This window comes from Nocardia sp. NPDC047648, from assembly GCF_040642815.1.
GTDB lineage: Bacteria > Actinomycetota > Actinomycetes > Mycobacteriales > Mycobacteriaceae > Nocardia > Nocardia gamkensis.
On sequence record NZ_JBEYSX010000028.1, the window covers coordinates 20,771 to 40,858 of the forward strand.

The window sequence follows — 20,088 nt, forward strand, 5'->3', positions numbered from 1 at the left end:
GAACCACCGAGCCGAGACACCCCCACTCTCGCTGGACACCACGCCGGTGCCAACGGCACTCTTCGACCGCAGAAGCGCTCTCAGTTGATGCTGGTCACGATTATTGATGTGGAGTCTCGCGCTGAGTGCTGCTGGAACGAAGGTTGTGACGGGTCACATGCGGACGGAGAGCGTGGCGACACCGAGTACGGTCAAAATTGCAGAGCTTAACTTGGTGAGGGTTTGCCCGACTTTGGGTCGGCGCAACCAGTGGACTGCGCGGGCCGCGAAGACCGAAACCAGGAGGAGCCACATAGATGCGACCATTCCGTCGATTGCGCCGAGAACAAGGGTCACCATCGCCGCTGATGAGCCGACAGACGTAAATTGAGGAACAACGGCAAGGAAGAACAATCCGACTTTCGGGTTGAGGAGGCATGAGATCATACCGTCGCGGATCGCCCCCAACGCGGTTGGCCCAGATTTCTGCGCGGGGGTCGATGCATCGGGTGCGGTATCTACAGGAATGATCTTATTGCGGTGTATGAGTCCGACTATTCCGAGATAAATCAGGTAGATTCCACCGATGATCTTGAGCGCGAGCAACGCTGCTGGGTATGCGGTGAGTAGCGAGGCCACGCCCACGGCGACCGCGCTGGCCCATGCGAGCGACCCAAGACCTGAACCAGCTGCAGCGGCGACGCCCAGTCGCGCATCGCAGAAGGAGTGACGAAGAACAAGGAACGTATCGGGTCCTGGTGTCATGGCAAGCAGCAGGCAAAGACTTGCGAACGCCATCAAAGTCGGGGCTGTAATGAGTGGCTCCTTTCGCAGTGCGGATGATCATCCCGCGTTCTCTTCAACTCGCGCAGTCGGTTTGCGGCAGGAGTGTTGCTTATCCTGCCAGCGGCCGTCTCTAGTGGGCGGGGTCTGCTTGCCGCCCTCTGCCCACCTCTCCCGCTAGGCGGGGTCCGCGGCATCGCGCGATGAACACCGCCTCTTCCGTGGCGTCGCCGTCGGTGTACTTCAGCGGCAGATACGGAAGGTCGTGGACCCGTCAGCGTGGGTTCCGGCTCGACATAGAGCTGTCCGGTGAGAAGAGCAGGAAGCAGTCGAGCTACCCACTGGCTGAGCATGTGGCGAGTCGCTCTAGGTGCGGCTTCACAAGCACGTCGGATACTTGGAAACTGCGGACAAATTTTGCTTACCTGCCGGAGTTTCGCTTGCGCAGCGGGTCGACGGCACTGCGGGGGAGAATGAACGGACCGCCAATCTCATCCACCGCATCCCGGACCTCCGTAATTTTCTCACTCCCCCACCTCGGGGTCCGGCGATGTCATGGCCACCGGGAGTTCTCGGATGCAACCAGTTCATAGCGACCTACTTGCGGGTGGGGATGTCGTGGAGGTGGAAATCGAGCAATCGGGATGCTGACCAATCGGGTGGCGGCAGCCTGGTATTGGCACCTGATTCGCCCCTACCCTGTCATGGACCGAGAAACAAGCGCTCACATGGTAGACGTGGCAGCGATCGGCATGCCGCCATCGGATCGTGAATCAATTCGATGGTGCACCAATGCCTGCGGATCCAGTCGCCGATCAGATTCTGCACCGCTGTCGCGGTGGCCGTGTAGTCAAAGGCGTCATTGGCCAGCCAGATTCGCAAATGAACGTCACCGGCGGATGGGAACCATCCCTCGGTCGTCATCGCTCGCAGCCTTGCGTGCGCGTCATCAGTGGAGCCGCACTGATTGCGGGGCCGACACGATAGTCGTCCATCAGCTCAGCCGTCCTGCATGGTAGTGGAAATATTCTCGGTGATGAGCGTGCGCTTCTGCTTGCGCACAAGGGCCATACGGAAAGATTGGATCAGGCACCCCGTTCCAGCGCATCGCAGCGCCACAGTATCCGGTAGGCCCAACGTAACGGCGGATCGAGCTCGATCCTATTTTCATGCCGAGTGCCCGCAGGGCGGAGGATGCAAGGTGGTACGCCATCCAGGCACCGAGCCCGAACTCCGCTTTGATTGACGCGGCGACCACTGGATCAATGGACAGTCGGGCGATCTGGCTTCCGTCGTTGTACGTCATTAGGTTGTCCAGATAGAGCGCCACCGACTCGGCGCGGGCACCACGCCATGTCTCCAGGTTCACTTCGACCGAATCACCGTGTTCGGCGACTTCGACGACGCGCGCTCGGAAGCGAACCGTCGACATGCCCTGCGCCTGCACGGCTTCGAGCAAACGCTGCTGCACCCAATCCTGTGTGCGGGACGCGATCGTCACCGGTGTCGGTCCGAGCCATCGCGCCAGATGCACGGCGGGCGCGTCCGCGCGATCTATCCTGCCGAACTTCTCTTCGGCGACGGTGCGTTTGCACAGGACGCTGAGTCCGCAGTTCAGATTGACGGCATCCACGACGACGCCGTCCAATACTCCCCAATCATGCATTAGCTCCATGGATCCGATATCCATTAGGCGAGCGCGCGGGTGCGGATTGATGCCGTGCACCCCGTACGTACCGAGCACATAAGTGTCCGCAAGCCCGACCGTGCCCCCATCGACAATCAAAACCGCAATTTTCTGCTCACTCATGGCCATACCAGAACGGTTCCTTCCTTCGGCGTCGCTCCTTTTGCAGGTACCGAGCGATCCCTCGGAGAACCCCACATGATGCATATCGGACTGCGCATCGGTGGGTCCTTCCGTCGCGCCGGTAACAATGAAGGCAACTCGGTGACGTTCCTCGGCATAGGTAATGAACGCCAGCATCGACTCGGCTGAGACCATGCGCCCCGACAAGGCTTGTACCTGCCAGTCGGTCATTTCTTGAAGACGATTCGTCTGCAACACGACGGGGGCAAGTTTGGGAGGTGACGCCATGTCGGCACCTTCCGCTCGGACAGAAGAACTTCTCGTGGATGTGGCAACAGAAACAGTAATGCTCTCTTTATTGTTAGTCAAGAGACTTCGGAACGCCTCTGGTAAGGCGAGGACGTTCGTTGCGCCCCGCAACACGCCAGTCCCGGGGAGGCAACATGGAGCCCAGCCAGCCGACTCTAACGCCGCTTCGATGCATCGCCAATACATCGAAGGCTCGGAGTTCGATGGGCCACTCTGTTGACGGCTATCGCCACCAGTGCGTCGGCGAACAGGTCGAATAACTTACCGATGGGACGATCAAGCCGTCGCATTGCGCCTGTCGTTGACCCTTCTAGAGCCCAGCCGGTTCCGCACACGGCCACACTGGCTAGCGAACGCGGGGCAGCTCCGCCCCGCCGCGCATGTCAGAAAGTCCTAATGTGTGGCGCCATCGCGCCTGGCTGGGCGACGGCATGCGGCCGGGGCCGAAGAACTTCATCCGCGACTGGGTGGACGAGGACCTCACCACGATCCGCGACCGCATCCACACCTGGATCCGCCGCACATCCAGCACGTGGGCCGACGACGTGGCCTATCACACCCTGCCCGGCTAGATCGGCGTCCACGGCCACTGGACCACCAGCGCCGCAAGTTTCAGCCTCGCCGCGGCAGCGTTCGACCCGCCGTCCAGCGCCTGCTGCTGGGCGCGATGTTACACGGCACCGCAACACCGGTACCCCTGCGCAACCAACTGCTCAACGCAACCCGCCGAGATCAACCGTCGGTGGCCAATCGGACTTGCGGTGGTGGCTTTGGTGGTCTGTCTCGCTTCGGCTGCTGTACTGGTTCGCACGAACACTCGAGACGCGAGCGCGACGACACCGACTCCAGAGGCTGTCGCTGCCCCAATCTGCACTGCGCCGCCGGCACCAGCTACGAAGCCCACGCAGTGGCCGTGGCGTGTTGGTTCTCGGTAGTTTCTCGTCCTCGGCCTGCCCCTGTTCAGCAGCGCGAGCCCCACACGGGGTCTACGGCGACCTGCCGATGAGTCTGCAGGTGTGGAGCTTGGATCGGCTCAAGCTTGGCGCGCGTCCCGGTCGAGACGTGCGACGCAGTTCTCGACCGCGGTGCGCAAGTCCTGGCTGCTCTCGACGTTCGTAGCGACGCGTTGCGAGGGATCACGTGTCTGCTTTGTAACCAATCGAGCCCCGGACCGGTGCGTCGGTGCGGGGCTCGTTCGGGGGTATTCGCGCCTATCCACCGATCGCTCGGTAGTTTGACGGAAGCAAATGTACCTTCGCGCTGAGGTTTTCTCCAAATCGAACTGTCTTCGTCTCAAGTCGTGGGCGTCCGTCCAGAGAATCGTGACTGGGCGGATCTATTCGGCTTTCCGCATTCTCGGCCATTCGGTGTCGATACCGCGGTGTCCGGGTTGCGGTGCGCATCGGCTCCACCGGTATCGGGGGTAGTGGTCGTCCTTTTTGATGTAGGACAGTCGCAGCAGGGCCTGTTCCAGCGACATCGACAGTTCGGCGGCGAGTTCGGCCATGACCAGCATCATGGTGGCGCTGTCGAGTTCGTGAGGGTCGGTGAGGATTTCATCGAGCACCATGCCGCTGAAGGCTTGTTGTCGGGTCAGGACCCGTCCGGGCAGCCAGCTCAAAGCCCACCGCTGTCCACGGATGCCGTCGGCCAGGCGGATCGCGACCTCCGGGGAGATGGCACTGGCGATCCGCAAGGGCCCGATGACCAGATCGTTCATGCGTCCGGCCACGATCTCTCTCAGCGGCACCGCGTTCGCCGCTGATGCGCCGACCACCCTGTCTCCCACCGCGGCGGCGTCGTCATCGCGAAGGCGCGGGTTGAACTGGGCTTGCTCGGTTTCGGCTGTGGTGAGCTGGTTGATGGTGCGTTGCAGTTGTTGCAGACCTGTATCGACGTCGTAGCGGTAGTCGTCGTCGGATGCCAGGTAGCCGTCGAGTTCGGTGAATACCTCGTAGATGCTGACTGTCGTGGTGGTGGTGGTGTCCCTTTCGGTGTCCTTGGTCATGCTGTTACTTCACCTCCGTTATCGGCCCCTGTGCGCGGGGTGTGCGGGAAGTGGCCGTGTGGATCGAACTCGATCCGGTAGTTCCCGCTGTTCTCGATCGCCCGGATCCTTCTGCGGGCTCGGCTCTTGTGTGAGTGCACCGTCGACACACTCGCGCCGATCACTTTCGCGATCTCCGCATCCGGCAGCCACAGATCCCACGCCATCACTGCCACTCGGTATTCCGTGGCGGTCAGGTTCTGCCGCAGCATTTGCCATACGTATTTGACGGTGTCGTCGTCGAGGACGCGGTCGGCGGGGTTCTTGGTCACCACCGACAGCCCGAGCATCGGCACCGCGGTGTCTGTGTAGTCGGGCACGGACACGACGCCGTCGCTGCGCCGCCACGAATCGATCACGCGGCGTTTGGCGATTGTCATGATCAACGCTGCCGCCTCGGGCGCTTCGGCGTTGAGGAAGTCGCGGTCGTATTGTTCCCACACGGCGAGGAACACTTCCTGCACGATGTCGTTGGCCCGGTCACGATCACCCCCGAATGCTTTGATCGCGAGCCGGAACACTGCGGGAGCGTGCGAGCGAAACAGGTTGTTGAACCGGCGTTGCGGACCGGCAGGATGCTGCTGATCTGTCATCGTGCCGAAAACTCCCTGCCGATCAGGCCGGAGAACTCCGCTCCCGTGATCCGTGCGACGCCTTCGGGAAGGATCGGCCGTGGCCGCGTGCCGTCGGTGCGGCGGCGGACGCCGGCGAGCATGGTGGTGGCGGACACGTGACGACGACGCGCGGCCCTGACAGTGGCCGGCAGCCGCCGGGGCTTCGGTAGCTGCGATAGGGGACGCGGGATCGCCGGTACGAACGCAGAGCACCACGCAAGCGGGCCCGCCATCGACAGCCGACCCTCACCAACCCACAACAGCGTCATGCCACCTACTTCGTAGCGCGAGCATGAATTCTTGAACCCGCCACGGCCAGTCGCGCCGACACGCCGAAGAATCTGTCCAGCTCGTGAGCGATGCCGCCGCTGGCGTCACGGAATCGCCTCGGAGTGCAACGTCCTCGGCGAGTGCGGCATCACCGGTCGCGGCCGCCACGGTCCGCAGGAACAGCTCGAGACGCGCGAGGGTTGCTCGTTCTTCAGCCCGGTAGGTCAGCGTCACAGGTCGAAGGCCAACTGGTGGTCGGTCGGTCGGGCTGCGTCCGCCGGAATCTGGTGGTGGGCGGGCGGAACGGTGTCCGGTACGGCCATTGCTTCGGCGATCTTGCTGGCGAGGCGGGGCTCGAGGGGCAGCTGCAGGGTGTGCAGGCGCTGTGGGTTGGGGCGGGTCAGTCCCATGGTCTGCGCGACGATCCATGGTTCGATGCCGGATTCCAGCATGCGGGTATCGAAGGTGTAGCGCAGGGTGCCTGGTGACAGTTCGAGCCCGGCTTCGCGACCGATGGTGCGCACGATGCGGTCGATCGAGCTCGAGGAAATGCGCCGCCGACGCTCGGAAACGAACAATGCGCGCGGACGCAGCGCGCCGAGCATGGCGCGCCGTTCGGCCAGCCACAGCCCCAGCAGGCGTCGAGTGCTCGCCGCCAGCACAACCGTCCGCGTGGCCCCGGAAAGTGCACGTACCTCGAGATGACCGGACTCGGCGCGCAAGGATAACCCCTCCACATCCAACAGGCGAACTTCCGACAGCGACAGGCCGTTGTTGAGCAGCAGCCCGACGATCGCGAAGTCACGGTGGCTGCGCGCCGCCGCCGCGCGCAGCAGTGCACTCTGCTCGCCAGCGGTGAGAGTGCGCGGGGTGCGTGCCGGGTGTTTGATCCGCGCGAGCGCGGTCGGCCCCACACCGCGCCACTGATAGAAGGTGTTGATCGCCGCACGGGCGAGGTTGACCGTCGACGGCAGCACCCGCCGCTCACCGGTCAGATGATCGTGGTACGCCAACACGACCCGATCCCGAACGACCGGATCATGAAGCGCCTCTCGACGATCCGCCCGAGTCTCCAGCCATCGCAACAGATCCGCGACGCGCTCGCAGTAGGTCTCCCGGGTCCGCGGCGACAGATCGTCTCGACCCGCCAGATACATCTCGAACCGGTCCAGCTCTTCCCGCGCCCACAACGACCGCGGCGCCGACTTCCGCATCGACGCTCTCTGCACCACCGCGGTGACAGCGCTTCCCATACTCACCTCCCGGCACGATCCGCCCGTCGAGGATCTCACTCACCACCGACAATGCGCCACTTAATACGATTAGTGCCCAACCGGAACCGCGCGATGGGCACTAATCGACAATAGATCGAAGCCTAAGAAACAATGACGCTCCGTGAGATGACCACACCGCCGATAAGCGAAAAATCATTGGCAGCCGAGGCATACCGAAGGGAAACCATCGGAGTCGTCGCCACCCCGACCGATCCGGCCAGATATTGACTTCGATCTCGCTTGTTGCGCATGGTGCGGGAGCGAATCACCCGACAAAAGAGCACGCTCGAGCAACCGACGCGCAGCTGTACCGGTGATGATACAACGAGCGGTTTCATGGTGTTCCGCGGCGAGCCCACATTCAGCTTGAGCATAGTTCGACCACCCGGCGTGGGTGACGGTATGCAATCACTTGTACAAGTTGGGTTGGCTACTGCTATTGACGGGAGGGGCCAGTGCTACCAATTCTGGTATGGAGATACATCGCGCCCGTGGCCGACTTTGCGCCACGATTCGTGCGATTCTCGCATACTGTTGCTTCAAGGAAGTCGAGGTGTGTCATGGCGCCGCCCCCGGGGTTCGACTGGAACTGGGCTGTCACCAGCGGAGGGAATTTGACTCGTCGTCAGATGAATCAATTGCTCGGGCTTCTGCTCATTACGATGCCCGGCTTACTGGGTGGTCGCATCGCGTCGTTCTTCGGTGCTCGGACAGCGGCCGCCCGACTCGACCCCACAGCGCTGCAGCCACCCGATACACCCATGGGGCTGGCCGCCGGACGAGAAGCGCGTGGCGTGCTGAGCGCCAGCATGCTCAGCCACTCCTACCGAGTCTGGGCCTTCGGTAAAACACTCGCCCGCGCACACGGCGCCCCACTGGATGACGAACTGTTCTACACCGCGGCCATGCTTCACGACATCGAACTGGAAAACCCACAGCCGGACCGCTGTTTCGCAGTCCGCGGCGCAGAGCACGCCGCCCAGCTGCTCGGCGAACTTGAGGTGCCCGCCGATCGGGTCGCCCTCATCCGAGACGGCATCGCCGGCCACATGACTCTCGGCGCCGACTCCGACCTTTCCGACCTCGCCGGAGCACTCGCCGCTGGCGCAGGGGTCGATCTCTTCGGCAACCGCATACAAGAACTCGACCCGCAGTGGGTCGCCGAAATAATCTCCCGCTATCCACGCTTGGACTTCAAGCGCCTCGTGATCGCAGCCGTGGCACGGGAAGCCGAAGCAGTCCCCGGCGGACGAACCGCACTTCTGCGCAGCTTCGGATTCGACCTCATGGTCAACTCGTCGCCATTCGCCGAATAGCCCCGAGCCCCACGCAAAGGCAACCCGGGCGATTCGCGGGACAGCAACCTTGCCTGCCGGGACGAATCACTTTCCGTCCGAATATTCAACTTCAACATGGTGATGCGAAATCGCAGGCTCTGAACGGTCAGCCAATTACAAGTCCGATCGCGTGCGAAGTCTCGAGCTCCTGATAGATGACGCAGCGATTGCCCGTGGCAGACGAACGCCAAGATGGACGACACCACTCGTGTGCTCTCGACGACGTTTCAGTTGAGTCAGCCCAGGTGGTGTATCGAGCTCGACATCTCACAAGCCTTACGCGTAGCCGCCGACAGTGGGTCCGCCGGGCCAGAGTCGTTCGAGGTCAGCAGGTGTGAGTGGGGCGCGGTAGGCGTTGTGAAGGACAGATTGGATGACGGGCGGTTCGGCCTCGGCTAGGTTCGCAAAATAATCGATTCCTGCGGAATATGCCCACATGTAGGTTCTGAGTAGTGGGTTTGTGCTGCGGTCGGCCAGCAAGCCGCCGATGAGGTTGTCATTCCACCACGGGACGCGGGAGCGGGCGTGGTCGGCGCAGGACTCGATGGAGGTCCCGGCGTTGATAGCGAGGTGGAGTTCAGCCCGGACCAGTTGGGTGTAGTGCACGAGTCTGGTGCTGGCCACCAATGCTTCGTCGTCGGGTGTGATGAACAGCGGCATGGCCTGGGCCCAGCCTTCGAGCAGGACTTGCTGGGGTCCGTGCACGGAGAGCAGGCGAACCCATGGGACGTCTTCGACGGCGCAGCGAGCGGAGATGCTGGCGCTCTGCAGGCCATGTCCGAGAACTTCGTGCAGGGCCATTTGCCGGGCCCGGACTTTGGTGAAGTTGGCGTTGCGCATGTTGATGCGCAACCGAACGCGCTGTCCGCCGCCGTCGAGCCAGAATGCCCAGTAGGCATCGACGTCCGCGGATTCGATGGTGAGTTCATATGCTGCTTCGGAGCCTGTCGCGCGGCGGACGACCGGCTCATACTCTGTGGCTGCTTGGCGTATCGCGTCAGCCACGTCGGCGGCGTCGAGCGGGCCCTCGGCTTCGGCGAGTTCGGTAGCGGTGTCTTCGCCCCAGCTCACACCGAGAGCTTCAAGAGCCTTGCGCGCCGTTTCTCCCTTGCTCGTGACGTAGTCTGCGGGCCATCCGGCTGCTGGGCATCCCTGGGTGGCGCGGACGTATTCGTCGAGAGATGGGCGCTCCCCCATGAGCGCGCGCAAGTAGGTCAGGTCGGCGGTGAGTCGCTGGGCGACCGCGGGTTCATCGGTTACATCGAGCAATCGGCTCAATCGCCGGAATGTGGTGAGCCGGTCAGCGGGCGCGGGTGCCTGGTCGGTGGAAGGGCAGAAATCGAAGTCGATCACCGCGGCCGCGCCCCGGTCGATTTCGTGCTGGTGCCATGCTCGGATGGCGTGTTCGACAGCGTCACGAGTTCTCACGGGGCAACCTTCCAGTGCAGTGTGATCGACTGATTCGGGCGTAGGTACTCCCGGGTGAGACTGATGAGGACGTCGTTTCCTTCGGTATCCCAGATCAGGGCTTCGGTTGCGGAGTTTTCCGCACCGTCGGGATGTTCCTCGACGGCTGAGCAACTGGACAGTTCCCCAGCATTGATATGGCGCAGGTTCAGGGTGAACCGGCGGGTGTAGCGGTAGAACGATCGTCGCCAGTAGTGCGCGCCGACGAACTTCCCGCCTGTGCACACGTAGCCGACCACGGCGGACTCGCCCGGTTGGACTGGCGGTGAAAGCTGACACGCGAATTTCGCCAGGTGCGCGGTGTCGTGGATGCGTTGGATGGCGATGCGACGTTCGGCCTCGCGCAACGGCTTGATGTCCAGCCGCCCATCGGTGGACTCGAACCACAGCTCGCGAGACAGGCGTGTCAGCGGCCGGTCGGTCAGGTTGAGCACCAGGTATTTGAAGGTCAAGGACGCCGAACCGTCGCTGCTGATCTGGATGTCTGTGCTGCTGTCGAGATCGATGACGTTGCCGGCCAGGTGAGCGAGTTGGCCGACTTCCCGGTCGGTGAGACGCCGAGTTCGCTTGAGCTGCAACAGCCGTTGTGCGAGCACTGCGGTCGTCTCGTTGGCGGCGGGTGGGCTGTGCGTGGAGGAGACAGTGAGGGCGCGGCCGACGTCGCTCGGCTGGTCGGGGGCCCATTCGATCGCACCGAATGCAGGGCGTTTGATTCTGTCGCCGATGACCTCCACTACGTCTCGTGCCGCGCTGTCCGACTCGATGGGGATGGTGGGCGCGGGGCGCAGGTCAGGGGTCCACGGTTGAAACAACTCGGCCGCGGTAATGCCCGGGAACATCTTCTCCAGGACTTGGCAATGGTGGGGATAAGGCAGCGTTTTCACGTCACCGCGAAGCCAACGGTGAAACTGCGCGCGGCCCGGACCTTCGCCCACCAGCTCCGGATCGATGGTCTTAGCGACCCTGTCGTACTCACGGCAGAAGGCTGCGTGCGTCTGGCAATGCCTCTGCTGCAGTTCAACTTTGAGGCGAATGAGCCCAGCAGTCACCCTCCCACCCTTCGTCATCCCTACTGCGCGCCGAACCTAGCACAGATGATCACTAGACGATCAACAGATCAGAAGGCGCGATAGCGAGAAGCTCCACATGATCGAAAGACGGTATCGCGATGCGATAGCGCTCGGCGGCAAGGTCATGCATGCCCCAGTAGGGCACACAACCGGATCCGAGCATTGCGCACGCGCACGGGCGACCACGGCGGAACGTCACATCCAGCCCCAGACGTCGACTGCTTGCGATACGACGAAGAGGAGTGATCCCGATGACCAGCAGTGCACCAGCCTTGGGCACACGGATGCTCCTCATCCGTCCTGGACACTCGCTCGCCGATGCCCGCAATGAGTTCATGGGGTCCCGCCGATGCCGCGGCTTGGATCGCACCGGTCACGATCAGGTGCGATTACTCGGTCGAGCGCTGGCGCAACTGCCACTTCAAGTGGCGCGGATCTACCACACCGACGTGGCCCGGGCTGAGGACACCGCGAACCTCTTGGCGGTTGCCTTGGGCGGTGCCGCCGTCGAAGCGGCACTCGAATGCCGCGCGTACGGCGCCGCAGAAGGCAAGCTCGTCGACGAGGTCTTGGCGACCTTCGATCCGCCCCTCGAGCTGTCCCCCGATACGCCGCTGGCTGAGGGCGCGGAGTCTTGGACCGAGGTGGTTGATCGAACGCGGCGCGAACTCGAGCAGCTCTCGGACCGGCACCCCGGTCAGACCCTGCTCATCGTTTGCGACAAGGACACGATCGCAGCGTCGTTCCAGCTCTACCTCGACGTTCCTCCCACGAGATCCCAGAATGTCCACACCGACAACAGCGCGATCACCGAGTGGATCTCAGCTCCCGCTGCAGACTCCGAGGACGGCGCACTGCAGCGCCGATGGATACTGACCCGCCACAACGATCGAACGCACCTCGCTCACCTGGCAACGCCCGCATCTGGCCCACGCAGTGGTCGTAACTTCTCGCCTGTCCCTCACGACTCGAGCACGGCATCCATCACAGCTTCTGCTGGCGCATCCGCCTTCTCCCCGAAAACTCCGTAGACCGACACTCTCGCTGGAGTCCCCCCTTGAAGCTCCTTCCTCAAACTGGTGTCCGCGCTCCCGTGGGCGTGGACACGACGCTCGCGAGCATCGCCCGCGTCTACGACGCCACCCTCGGTGGCAAGGACAACTACGAAGTCGACCGGTTCGTGCGCGACAAAGTCGCCGAAGTCGCGCCGCGGCAGAGCGATGTGGCCCGGATGAATCGCCGCCGGCTGCACCGCGTGGTGCGCTATCTGGCCGGCGCCGCGGGCATCGAGCAATTCCTCGACATCGGCGCGGGTCTGCCGACCGTCGGCAATACACACGAGATCGCCCAGCAGCAGAATCCCACGGCGCGCGTGGTGTACGTCGACAACGATCCGGTGTGCAACATCCACGGCCGGGTGCTGCTCGAGCGCAACGAGTTCACGCATTTCGTGCCCGCGGATCTGACCGCGCCGGAAACCTTGCTCGCGCACTCCGAGATCACCCAGCACCTCGACCTCACCCGCCCGCTGGCGCTGATCCTGTGCGGCATCCTGCACCACGTCGACGACGATCTCGATCCCGCGGGGATCATGCGCCGGTACATCGATGCGCTGCCCGCGGGCTCCTACGTCGCGATCACGCATTTCTACGATCCCGCCGACGGCGGCGAGGCGCACGAGATGGCCATCGAGCTGCAACGGCGTTTCACCGAGATGGGCCTCGGCTCCGGCTGGTACCGCACCAGGGAGCAGATCGCCTCCTACTTCGGCGATCTGGACCTGATCGAGCCCGGTCTGGTCGAGCTCGACGACTGGTGGCCGATGGGTCCCGCGCTGCGGCCGCGGCTCACCGAGGAACACCTGCTGCTCGGCGGCCTCGGTTTCAAACCCCACGAACGCGGCAACGTGACACATCTTCCGCGCCGCTGACTCCGCTTCAGCGAGGCCGCCGCTCGAGCGGTCACTCGAACCTCTCACCCCGTGTAGGAGCGCACACTCCATGCCCGAAGACCACAGCCCCCTCATCCGAACCGACATCCCCCACTCCGCGCGGATCTGGAACTACTGGATGGGCGGCAAGGACTATTACGAAATCGACCGCATCGCAGGCGACGCCGGGATCGAGGTGGATCCGGACATCACCACCATGGCGGTGCAGTCGCGCCAGTTCCTCATCCGCGCCGTCCGCTACCTCGCCGGCGAGCAGGGCATCCGCCAGTTCCTCGATATCGGGACGGGCCTGCCCACCATGCAGAACACCCACGAGGTAGCCCAGAGCGTGGCGCCCGAGTCCCGGATCGTGTACGTGGACAACGATCCGCTGGTGCTCACGCACGCGCGAGCGCTGCTCACCTCCACCACACCGGAGGGCGTCACCACCTACATCGACGCCGACTACCACGATCCCGAGCGGATCATCACCGACGCCAAACACGTCCTGAACTTCAACGAGCCCATCGCCGTGATGTTCATGGGCGTGCTCGGCCATGCCAAGACCTACGACGATCTGCTGCGCATCGTGCACACCGTGCTGGATTCCGTTCCGTCGGGCAGCTACCTGGTGATGTGGGACGGCACCGACGACAGCAAGGCGTATGTCACGCTGTGCGAGAACTACACCGGCACCGGCGGTGTGCCCTACATCCCCCGACCGCAGGCTCAGCTGCGTCGTGTTTTCGACGGCCTGCACTTGGTGGAGCCGGGCTTCGTCTCGATTACGCAGTGGCGCGCGGGTGAGACGGAAGTGGGCGAACTGCGGCCGATCTCGGCCTATGGCGCGGTCGCACGCAAACCGTAGAGCGATTGTCGACCGGCGGGTTTTCCGCCGCTTTCGAGTTACGAGAATTCGGGCGAATACGCCCAACTTCTCAATATTTCTGTGGCGATCATTGAGGTCTTGTTCAGGAGTATTAGCATGTCTGCCATTTCTGTGTCGGACTCCCGGGTTGTCGTTGTGGGCGCCGGCGCTGCTGGGTTGACGATCGCTCTGCAGTTGTGGTTGCGGGGCGAGCCTTGTGTGGTGATCGACAAACGGCTCGGCCCGTGGTCTGCTACCCGTGCGATCACGCTGCATTCGTCCACGCGCGAGGATCTCGAAGCGATCGGACTTGCCGACAGCCTCAGTGCGGCAGGTCTGCCGAGCTACTCGATGGACTACCACTTCAAGGGCGCCAACCCCGGAAATGAATCTCCGCAACTGGTTTTCACACGGCTCAGGCATACGAAATACCGCGAGGTCCTGGACATCTCTCAGGAAGTCACCGAACGGATTCTGCGTCAGCGTCTGGAGTCGCTCGGGTGCGACATTCTGTGGGGCACCGAACTGCGGCACCTCACCTGTGACGACGGCGGTCGGATCACGGCAACATTGGGCAAACGCGGCGATGCTGTGGAGGTGATCCGCCCCGAGTTCATGGTGGGCTGCGATGGGGCGCACAGCCCCGTGCGTCGTCAGCTGGGCATCGAGTTCGTCGGCGCGGCATACGACAACGACCTGAGAATGGTGGACACCGTGCTGTGGGGGCTGCCGCTTCCCCGCGACCGCCTCCACTATCTGATCTGCGATCAGCGTCTGGTATTCCTCGCCGCATTGCCCGGTGATCCGCAGGTGCCGCTGTTCCGGGTGATCATCGGCGAACTCCGAAGCGATGGCCACCGCGCCGAGACCACCCACGCCCTGTTCCAAGCAGCGTTCGACGTGCATTTCAACGGTGCGGTGATCGTAGGTGAGCCGAAGTCGGCGATCAGCGATTTCCGGCTCGGGCAGCACATCGCCACCCATTACAGCAACGACAGCGGCAACATCATCCTGTGCGGCGACGCCGCTCACACCCAAACCATCGCCGGGGGCATGGGCCTGAATCTGGCCCTGCAGGACGCGATCAATCTCGCCCCGAAGCTGGCATTGGTCGTCAAGGGCCTGGCCGATCCCTCGCTGCTGCGTTCGTACGAAACCGAACGGCGCCAGGCCGCGATCCAGGCGGGCGAGGTCGCCGGCCGCGTGCACAGCGTGATCATGGACCCTCGCACGCCCCTGGAACAACGCGCCGCGGCAGCGGCAGCGTTGAACGACGAAGCCGTCGGGAAGATCTCCGGTCACCGACTCCACTATCGAGCTGCTATCGAGCACGGCGCGGGGCTCACAGTGCTGGAAGGGTTGACTGCCGGCGACCGCGCCCCCAACGTCGCCATCACCCGCGAGCAGCGCGTCCATGACCAGATCGGTCACTACTACACGCTGCTGGGTGTCCAGGACAAGCCCGACTCGGCTGCGGCATGGACGAAACTGGCCCGCCAGGTCCACGAGCGTTTCGGAGAACGCGTCCGATTCACCCTCGTCACGCCGCCCGGAGTTCGCAGCGACGCACCGGTCCCCTCCATCATGGCCGAAACCAGACAGTTCCATTCGGTCTACGGTGCCCGCGGCCGAAACGCGCTGTGCCTGCTGCGGTCGGACCGTTATGTCGACATGCGCTGCCTACAAGACGAGCAGGACGCGCTTCTCAACAAGCTCGGCGCTGTCTTGACCTGACAGCGGCAGCCCGTAGCGCGCCCCACTCGCCGCGCCGACCGCGCGACCATCTCACCCTCGCCGAATCTTTCGAACCCGCGTCAGTGCAACCAGCCGCGGGAGACGCCTGTCCGAGCGACCCGCATCGCCGTTTCGTTCCCTTCCCCTCATCCTCGAATTCTCATGTGGAGTACGACCTCGAATGACAACACCCCCAACACCGACACCCCCGGACCCGACGGCCACGCCGACTAGAATCTGCCCGGTCTCGCACGGGTCTCCATTCCCCACCAACGATCCGCGCGTTCCCCTCTACGGTTCGGACTTCGCCGCCGACCCGCACGGCCTTTACGGCCGCCTCCGTGAGCAATATGGTTCGCTGGCGCCGGTCGAACTGGAGCCAGGAGTTCCCGCGACGCTTGTTGTTCGGCACGCGACGGCTGTGAAAATTCTTCACGACACCGACCACTTTCGATCCGACCCCCGCATCTGGCAACAGCACGTGCCGCCGGGCTCGGCCGTTCTAAGCATGATGGGACATCTGGAGGCGGCCAGATTCACCGACGGGGACACCCATAAGCGCCTTCGCCAGGCCTGCGCCGACGCTATCGACGGGGTGAACCTGTTCGATATCCCCGCTCTCGTCGAGGGCAAAGCTGTGGCACTGATCAACCAGTTCTGTCAGACCGGTCACGCCGACCTGCTCGAGCAATACGCCTCCAAGCTGGTGCTCGCAGTCCTCAACGAGATCATCGGCTGCTCACCAGAAATCGGTGACCGCATCGCCACCGGAATGGCGTTGCGTTTCGACTCCGGCGGAGACGCCGCCCAAGGCGTAGCCATGCTGCGTGATGCGTTGAGCGCGCTGATCAAGTTCAAACGCGCCCAGCCGGGCGACGACATCACCTCACGACTGGTGTGCCACCCGGCCGCTCTCGATGACGAGGAGATGTTCGCCCAGCTGGCAAGTCTCTACGGCGCGGGCTTCGAAGCCCAGCGCAACCTGCTGACGAACACCGTATTGCTTACTCTCAACGACCCCCGATTCCACGGCGACCTCCACGGGGGGAGCTTGTCGACGCGTGACGCGCTCGACGAGGTGCTGTTCACCGATCCGCCCATGACCAACTTCTGCATCAGATACCCCCGCCAGCCGACGCTGATCGACGAAGTGTGGTTGCCGCCGAACCAGCCGGTCCTCATCAGCCTCGCCGGGTGCAACCACGACCCCGCGATCAGCGCTCAAGACCGCACCGGCAATCGGTCACATCTGGCGTGGGGCGCGGGACCGCACATCTGCCCAGCGAAGTCGGTTGCGTATCTCGTCGCGGAGCATTGTGTCGATCAACTGCTCGATGCCCTGCCTGAGATGAAACTGGCCGTGCCCGCGACCGAACTGGTCTGGCGGCCTGGGCCTTTCCACCGGGCGCTGTCTGCGCTGCCGGTCACATTCCCCGCGACGCCGCCTTTGGTGACGGGGCTGTGGTCGTTCACCACGGTGCCGAACACCGCGGGGATGCTGACCGGCGGTCCGGCGCTGAACCGACGCCGCCCTACCTCCCGCCGGTTGTGAAGGGATCCTCGCTGTGGGTGATATCGACGACGACGATTGCTGCGACCCCACCGCGTGGTACTACCACGAGTTGTGGCGCGCCGAGATATACGGCTGGTCCAGCCTCGCCAAGAAGCTTCGTGAGGCTGGACCACCAGCACGCGAACTCGCGCGCACCCCGGTCATCTTCGAGGCGCCGATCAGCAGCGATCCCGGCAACCTGCTGGCACTACTGAGCGCCGCAGCATCGGACGATCTCGCGCTCGTCGTCACCAGTGACGACGACAGTCACGCACCGAGATACGCCCGTTTCGTCCTGGACTCGGTCGGCCGCGACGACGTCCCGGTCGTCGCCCAGGCGCAACCGCCACAACAACACCGTGGACACGACAGCGACGGCTCACCTGCTGCCGCTGTCGAGGATCCGAGCGTGGAGGTTCTCGCCGCGGTCCGGAAAGTATGCGCGACCTCCACTCCGGCTGTGCGCTGGATCGCCACCGGCTCCCCGACCACACTCGCCAGCACGCTTCGACATGAGGTGCAGCTGCGCACGCTTCTCGCGGTCACCCTGTCCGGCACCGAATTTCTCCACGCCCCTGCTGACGCGGCGACGGTTGTCCAGTCCGTGGAAGATCTGATGCTCGTACGATCGCAGACGGTCTCGGTTGCGGAGATCACCATGCACAACGGGCTGTTGGCAGCATGCGGCGTACCGGCAGCCCCCGCGCTCAAGCCACTTCTGGACCGCTGGCCCGGCGACCCGGTGTGCTCTGCGCTGCCCATCGCGACGACAGCCGCAGGATTGCTGATGCCGTTCGAATTCACCCAAGAGCATCTGGTTGTGGACGAGTCCGGACAGATCATCGTCGATCCGGACAGCGGCTACCGGCGGTGGGTCACCACGGAAATCAGCGATGTAACCTTCTGGCTAGGAAAGCAATTGGCACATCTGCCAATTCCACGCGGAAGACCGCGGCCGTGACCGACGCACACGCACACCTGGCCCCGGGCCCACGAACAGCATCTACCTCCCAGCTTCGCTGCTGCATTCCAACCTCGGGTACAGAAGATCCAGTCATGAGTCAACGATGCGCCACGCGGCAAGGGCCACTTCTACAACGAAGCGCAAAGAACACGGCTTCGCTGTCTGACGCGACGGGTCAGAAATAGATATCGAGACAAGAGGCTGTACCACCAGGCCCTGGAGGCGTTCGGACGCATCGGCGATGTTCATTCTGTCGCGGCCACCACCCATCAGCTCGGCATCATCGCTCAAGAGCGCGGCGAGGGACTGTAAATACAACGGCTCTGTCCCACTTTCGGTGGTGATTAGGTGCCGGTGACGGCACGATGTGCCGGTGTGTTTGGTGAATGTGCCTGCTGCTGTGGTCTTTTCGGGGTTGAGTCCCTTGGTGGTCCAGGATGTGGTCGATGAGGGTGAGCGGATCCTGGTGCGGGCGCGGACGCCGGATGGTCCAGCCGCTTGCCCTGGCTGCGGAGCAGAATCGACGCGGTTGCACGCCTATCACCATCGGAGCGTGGTCGACGTTCCGATCGACGGCCGGTCGGTCAGGCTACGGGTCCGTGTCCGGCGGCTCGTGTGCCCAACACCCGACTGCTGCAAAACGTTTCGAGAGCAGGTGCCCGGAGTCCTGGACCGCCATCAGCGGCGCACCACGCGTATGACCCAGCTGGTGCAGTCGGTAGTGCGCGAGCTGGCCGGACGGGCCAGCGTCCGGCTGCTGTCAGCGATGGCGTTGCGGTTCTCGCGCCAGACCGCGATCCGGGCGCTGCTGGGTATTCCGCTGCCGAATCGGCCGGTGCCGAAAGTGCTGGGCGTGGACGACTTCGCACTGCGCCGTGGGCAACGCTATGCCAGCGTGTTGATCGACGCCGCCACCCACGAACGGATCGACGTGCTGCCCGATCGCAAATCCGATTCGTTGCGGGCGTGGTTATGCGCACATCCCGGTGTCGAGATCATCGTGCGCGACGGCTCCACCGCCTATGCCGAGGGCGCCCGCCGGGCGCTACCCGCCGCGGTGCAGGCCTCGGACCGCTGGCATCTGTGGAACGGGCTGGGGCGGGTGGTCGAGAAGGCGGTCGTGGCCCACAGCGCTTGCTGGGCCAAACACGGACCCAAGCGCCAAAAGTTAACCCGTGAGCAAACCACAATCGAGCGCTGGCATGCCATTCACGACCTGCTCGACCACGGCGTCGGGCTGCTCGACTGCGCACGCCGGCTCGGTTTGGGGCTCAACACCGTCAAGCGTTACGCCCGAGTGCCCGAGCCGGACCGGATGCGCCGCCCGCCGCAGTATCGCGCCTGCCTGGTCGATCCCTACCGTGATCACCTGCGCGCCCGCCGCGCGGCCGAGCCCGGCATCCCGGTCTTGCGGCTGTTCGAGGAGTTGAAAGCTCTCGGCTATACCGGCAGCCTCTACCTGCTCTACAAATACGTCAACCAGGGCCGTCATGTCAGTGACCGGATTGGGCCCTCGCCCCGGCGGCTCACCACCTGGATCATGACTCGCCCGGCTGAGCTGCCCGACGAGCGTCGCACCCACCTGGCTGAACTTCTGGCCACCTGCCCCGAGATGACCGCTCTGGCACGGCTCGTGCACGAGTTCGCACAACTGATGAGCAACCGGCGCGGCAGCGATCTCGACTGCTGGATCAAGCAGGTCCGCGAGGCCCGGCTGCCCGAGCTCGAACCTTTCCTGGTCGGCCTCGACCAAGACCACGACGCCGCGGTCGCTGGACTGACCCTTCCCTACAGCAATGGCCCGATCGAGGGCGTCAACACCAAGACCAAGCTGATCAAGCGACAAATGTATGGCCGGGCCGGCTTCTCACTGCTGCGCCACCGAATCCTGTTGGCATAGCCTGCTATTCGTCACCACCGAAAGTGAGACAGAGCCGTTGGCTGGACAGACCCCGCGGCGACTACCACGAAGCTCCTGTCAACAACGGGTCTGTCCAGCCAACGGTGTAACCCGGTTTGATTGGGTTACTTCCGTCCAGCGCTGAGTCGGCCTTCGAAGGTGATGTCGAAGGCGTTCAAC

The 20,088-nt window shown here is 63.7% G+C and carries 18 protein-coding genes; 9 read left to right on the forward strand and 9 right to left on the reverse strand.

What is annotated here, in order from left to right:
* Positions 1–153 precede the first annotated feature (153 nt).
* The 3 genes from ABZ803_RS34295 to ABZ803_RS34305 form a co-directional block, all read right to left on the reverse strand.
* Positions 154–777, reverse strand: a complete 624-nt coding sequence (locus tag ABZ803_RS34295) for a LysE family translocator (protein ID WP_357045904.1) — start codon at positions 775–777, stop codon at positions 154–156.
* Between the two features lie 687 nt (positions 778–1,464).
* Positions 1,465–1,686 carry a hypothetical protein gene (locus tag ABZ803_RS34300; protein WP_357045871.1) on the reverse strand — a complete coding sequence of 74 codons (222 nt, stop codon included), beginning with the start codon at positions 1,684–1,686 and terminating at the stop codon, positions 1,465–1,467.
* Between the two features lie 70 nt (positions 1,687–1,756).
* Positions 1,757–2,860 carry a DUF6537 domain-containing protein gene (locus tag ABZ803_RS34305; RefSeq protein WP_357045873.1) on the reverse strand — a complete coding sequence of 368 codons (1,104 nt, stop codon included), beginning with the start codon at positions 2,858–2,860 and terminating at the stop codon, positions 1,757–1,759.
* Positions 2,861–3,279: 419 nt separating this feature from the next.
* Between ABZ803_RS34305 and ABZ803_RS34310 the strand changes: the two genes are divergently transcribed.
* A complete protein-coding gene (locus ABZ803_RS34310; RefSeq protein ID WP_357045875.1) occupies positions 3,280–3,453 on the forward strand; it encodes a hypothetical protein in 174 nt (57 codons plus the stop codon).
* Positions 3,454–4,217: 764 nt separating this feature from the next.
* Here ABZ803_RS34310 and ABZ803_RS34315 read toward each other — a convergent pair.
* The 3 genes from ABZ803_RS34315 to ABZ803_RS34325 form a co-directional block, all read right to left on the reverse strand.
* Positions 4,218–4,889 (reverse strand): hypothetical protein, encoded by a 672-nt coding sequence (locus ABZ803_RS34315; protein ID WP_357045877.1) that lies wholly within the window; start codon positions 4,887–4,889, stop codon positions 4,218–4,220.
* Complete coding sequence (locus tag ABZ803_RS34320) at positions 4,886–5,521, reverse strand: sigma-70 family RNA polymerase sigma factor (RefSeq protein WP_357045879.1); 636 nt, start codon at positions 5,519–5,521, stop codon at positions 4,886–4,888. The genes ABZ803_RS34315 and ABZ803_RS34320 overlap by 4 nt, the downstream gene beginning before the upstream one ends.
* Before the next feature lie 521 nt (positions 5,522–6,042).
* On the reverse strand, positions 6,043–7,065 hold the full coding sequence (locus tag ABZ803_RS34325) for a tyrosine-type recombinase/integrase (RefSeq protein ID WP_357045881.1): 1,023 nt from the start codon (positions 7,063–7,065) through the stop codon (positions 6,043–6,045).
* A 581-nt stretch (positions 7,066–7,646) separates the two neighbouring features.
* Here ABZ803_RS34325 and ABZ803_RS34330 point away from each other — a divergent pair.
* Positions 7,647–8,402 (forward strand): HD domain-containing protein, encoded by a 756-nt coding sequence (locus ABZ803_RS34330; RefSeq protein WP_357045883.1) that lies wholly within the window; start codon positions 7,647–7,649, stop codon positions 8,400–8,402.
* 297 nt (positions 8,403–8,699) lie between these two features.
* Here the strand turns inward: ABZ803_RS34330 and ABZ803_RS34335 are convergent, their stop codons facing one another.
* Both ABZ803_RS34335 and ABZ803_RS34340 read right to left on the reverse strand, forming a co-directional pair.
* A complete protein-coding gene (locus ABZ803_RS34335; RefSeq protein WP_357045885.1) occupies positions 8,700–9,851 on the reverse strand; it encodes a hypothetical protein in 1,152 nt (383 codons plus the stop codon).
* Positions 9,848–10,939, reverse strand: a complete 1,092-nt coding sequence (locus ABZ803_RS34340; RefSeq protein WP_357045887.1) for a hypothetical protein — start codon at positions 10,937–10,939, stop codon at positions 9,848–9,850. Before ABZ803_RS34340 ends, ABZ803_RS34335 begins: the two co-directional genes overlap by 4 nt.
* A gap of 272 nt (positions 10,940–11,211) precedes the next feature.
* Here ABZ803_RS34340 and ABZ803_RS34345 point away from each other — a divergent pair, with 272 nt between their 5' ends.
* The 6 genes from ABZ803_RS34345 to ABZ803_RS34370 all read left to right on the forward strand — a co-directional run bounded on the left by ABZ803_RS34345 (position 11,212) and on the right by ABZ803_RS34370 (position 18,005).
* Positions 11,212–11,991, forward strand: coding sequence for a histidine phosphatase family protein (locus tag ABZ803_RS34345; protein ID WP_357045889.1), 780 nt, complete (start codon positions 11,212–11,214; stop codon positions 11,989–11,991).
* A 62-nt stretch (positions 11,992–12,053) separates the two neighbouring features.
* Positions 12,054–12,890 (forward strand): SAM-dependent methyltransferase, encoded by an 837-nt coding sequence (locus tag ABZ803_RS34350; protein WP_357045891.1) that lies wholly within the window; start codon positions 12,054–12,056, stop codon positions 12,888–12,890.
* 70 nt (positions 12,891–12,960) lie between these two features.
* A complete protein-coding gene (locus tag ABZ803_RS34355; RefSeq protein WP_357045893.1) occupies positions 12,961–13,758 on the forward strand; it encodes an SAM-dependent methyltransferase in 798 nt (265 codons plus the stop codon).
* An 81-nt stretch (positions 13,759–13,839) separates the two neighbouring features.
* Positions 13,840–15,492: an FAD-dependent monooxygenase gene (locus ABZ803_RS34360; protein ID WP_357045895.1), complete on the forward strand. Its 1,653-nt coding sequence runs from the start codon at positions 13,840–13,842 to the stop codon at positions 15,490–15,492.
* A 181-nt stretch (positions 15,493–15,673) separates the two neighbouring features.
* On the forward strand, positions 15,674–17,044 hold the full coding sequence (locus tag ABZ803_RS34365) for a cytochrome P450 (protein ID WP_357045897.1): 1,371 nt from the start codon (positions 15,674–15,676) through the stop codon (positions 17,042–17,044).
* A gap of 70 nt (positions 17,045–17,114) precedes the next feature.
* Positions 17,115–18,005 carry a hypothetical protein gene (locus ABZ803_RS34370; protein WP_357045898.1) on the forward strand — a complete coding sequence of 297 codons (891 nt, stop codon included), beginning with the start codon at positions 17,115–17,117 and terminating at the stop codon, positions 18,003–18,005.
* A gap of 93 nt (positions 18,006–18,098) precedes the next feature.
* Here ABZ803_RS34370 and ABZ803_RS34375 read toward each other — a convergent pair whose 3' ends face one another.
* The gene (locus tag ABZ803_RS34375; protein ID WP_357045900.1) at positions 18,099–18,299 is read right to left on the reverse strand and encodes a hypothetical protein; all 201 of its coding nucleotides are present in this window, start codon (positions 18,297–18,299) and stop codon (positions 18,099–18,101) included.
* A 76-nt stretch (positions 18,300–18,375) separates the two neighbouring features.
* Here ABZ803_RS34375 and ABZ803_RS34380 point away from each other — a divergent pair, with 76 nt between their 5' ends.
* On the forward strand, positions 18,376–19,908 hold the full coding sequence (locus ABZ803_RS34380) for an ISL3 family transposase (protein WP_357045902.1): 1,533 nt from the start codon (positions 18,376–18,378) through the stop codon (positions 19,906–19,908).
* The last annotated feature ends 180 nt before the right edge of the window (positions 19,909–20,088 follow it).

Excerpts from the sequence above, each read along its gene's own strand:
- ABZ803_RS34295 (WP_357045904.1), bottom strand. The coding sequence starts at position 777 with ATGGCGTTCGCAAGTCTTTGCCTGCTGCTTGCCATGACACCAGGACCC.
- ABZ803_RS34300 (WP_357045871.1), bottom strand. The coding sequence starts at position 1,686 with ATGACGACCGAGGGATGGTTCCCATCCGCCGGTGACGTTCATTTGCGA.
- ABZ803_RS34305 (WP_357045873.1), bottom strand. The coding sequence starts at position 2,860 with ATGGCGTCACCTCCCAAACTTGCCCCCGTCGTGTTGCAGACGAATCGT.
- ABZ803_RS34315 (WP_357045877.1), bottom strand. The coding sequence starts at position 4,889 with ATGACCAAGGACACCGAAAGGGACACCACCACCACCACGACAGTCAGC.
- ABZ803_RS34320 (WP_357045879.1), bottom strand. The coding sequence starts at position 5,521 with ATGACAGATCAGCAGCATCCTGCCGGTCCGCAACGCCGGTTCAACAAC.
- ABZ803_RS34325 (WP_357045881.1), bottom strand. The coding sequence starts at position 7,065 with ATGGGAAGCGCTGTCACCGCGGTGGTGCAGAGAGCGTCGATGCGGAAG.
- ABZ803_RS34330 (WP_357045883.1), top strand. The coding sequence starts at position 7,647 with ATGGCGCCGCCCCCGGGGTTCGACTGGAACTGGGCTGTCACCAGCGGA.
- ABZ803_RS34345 (WP_357045889.1), top strand. The coding sequence starts at position 11,212 with ATGACCAGCAGTGCACCAGCCTTGGGCACACGGATGCTCCTCATCCGT.
- ABZ803_RS34355 (WP_357045893.1), top strand. The coding sequence starts at position 12,961 with ATGCCCGAAGACCACAGCCCCCTCATCCGAACCGACATCCCCCACTCC.
- ABZ803_RS34365 (WP_357045897.1), top strand. The coding sequence starts at position 15,674 with ATGACAACACCCCCAACACCGACACCCCCGGACCCGACGGCCACGCCG.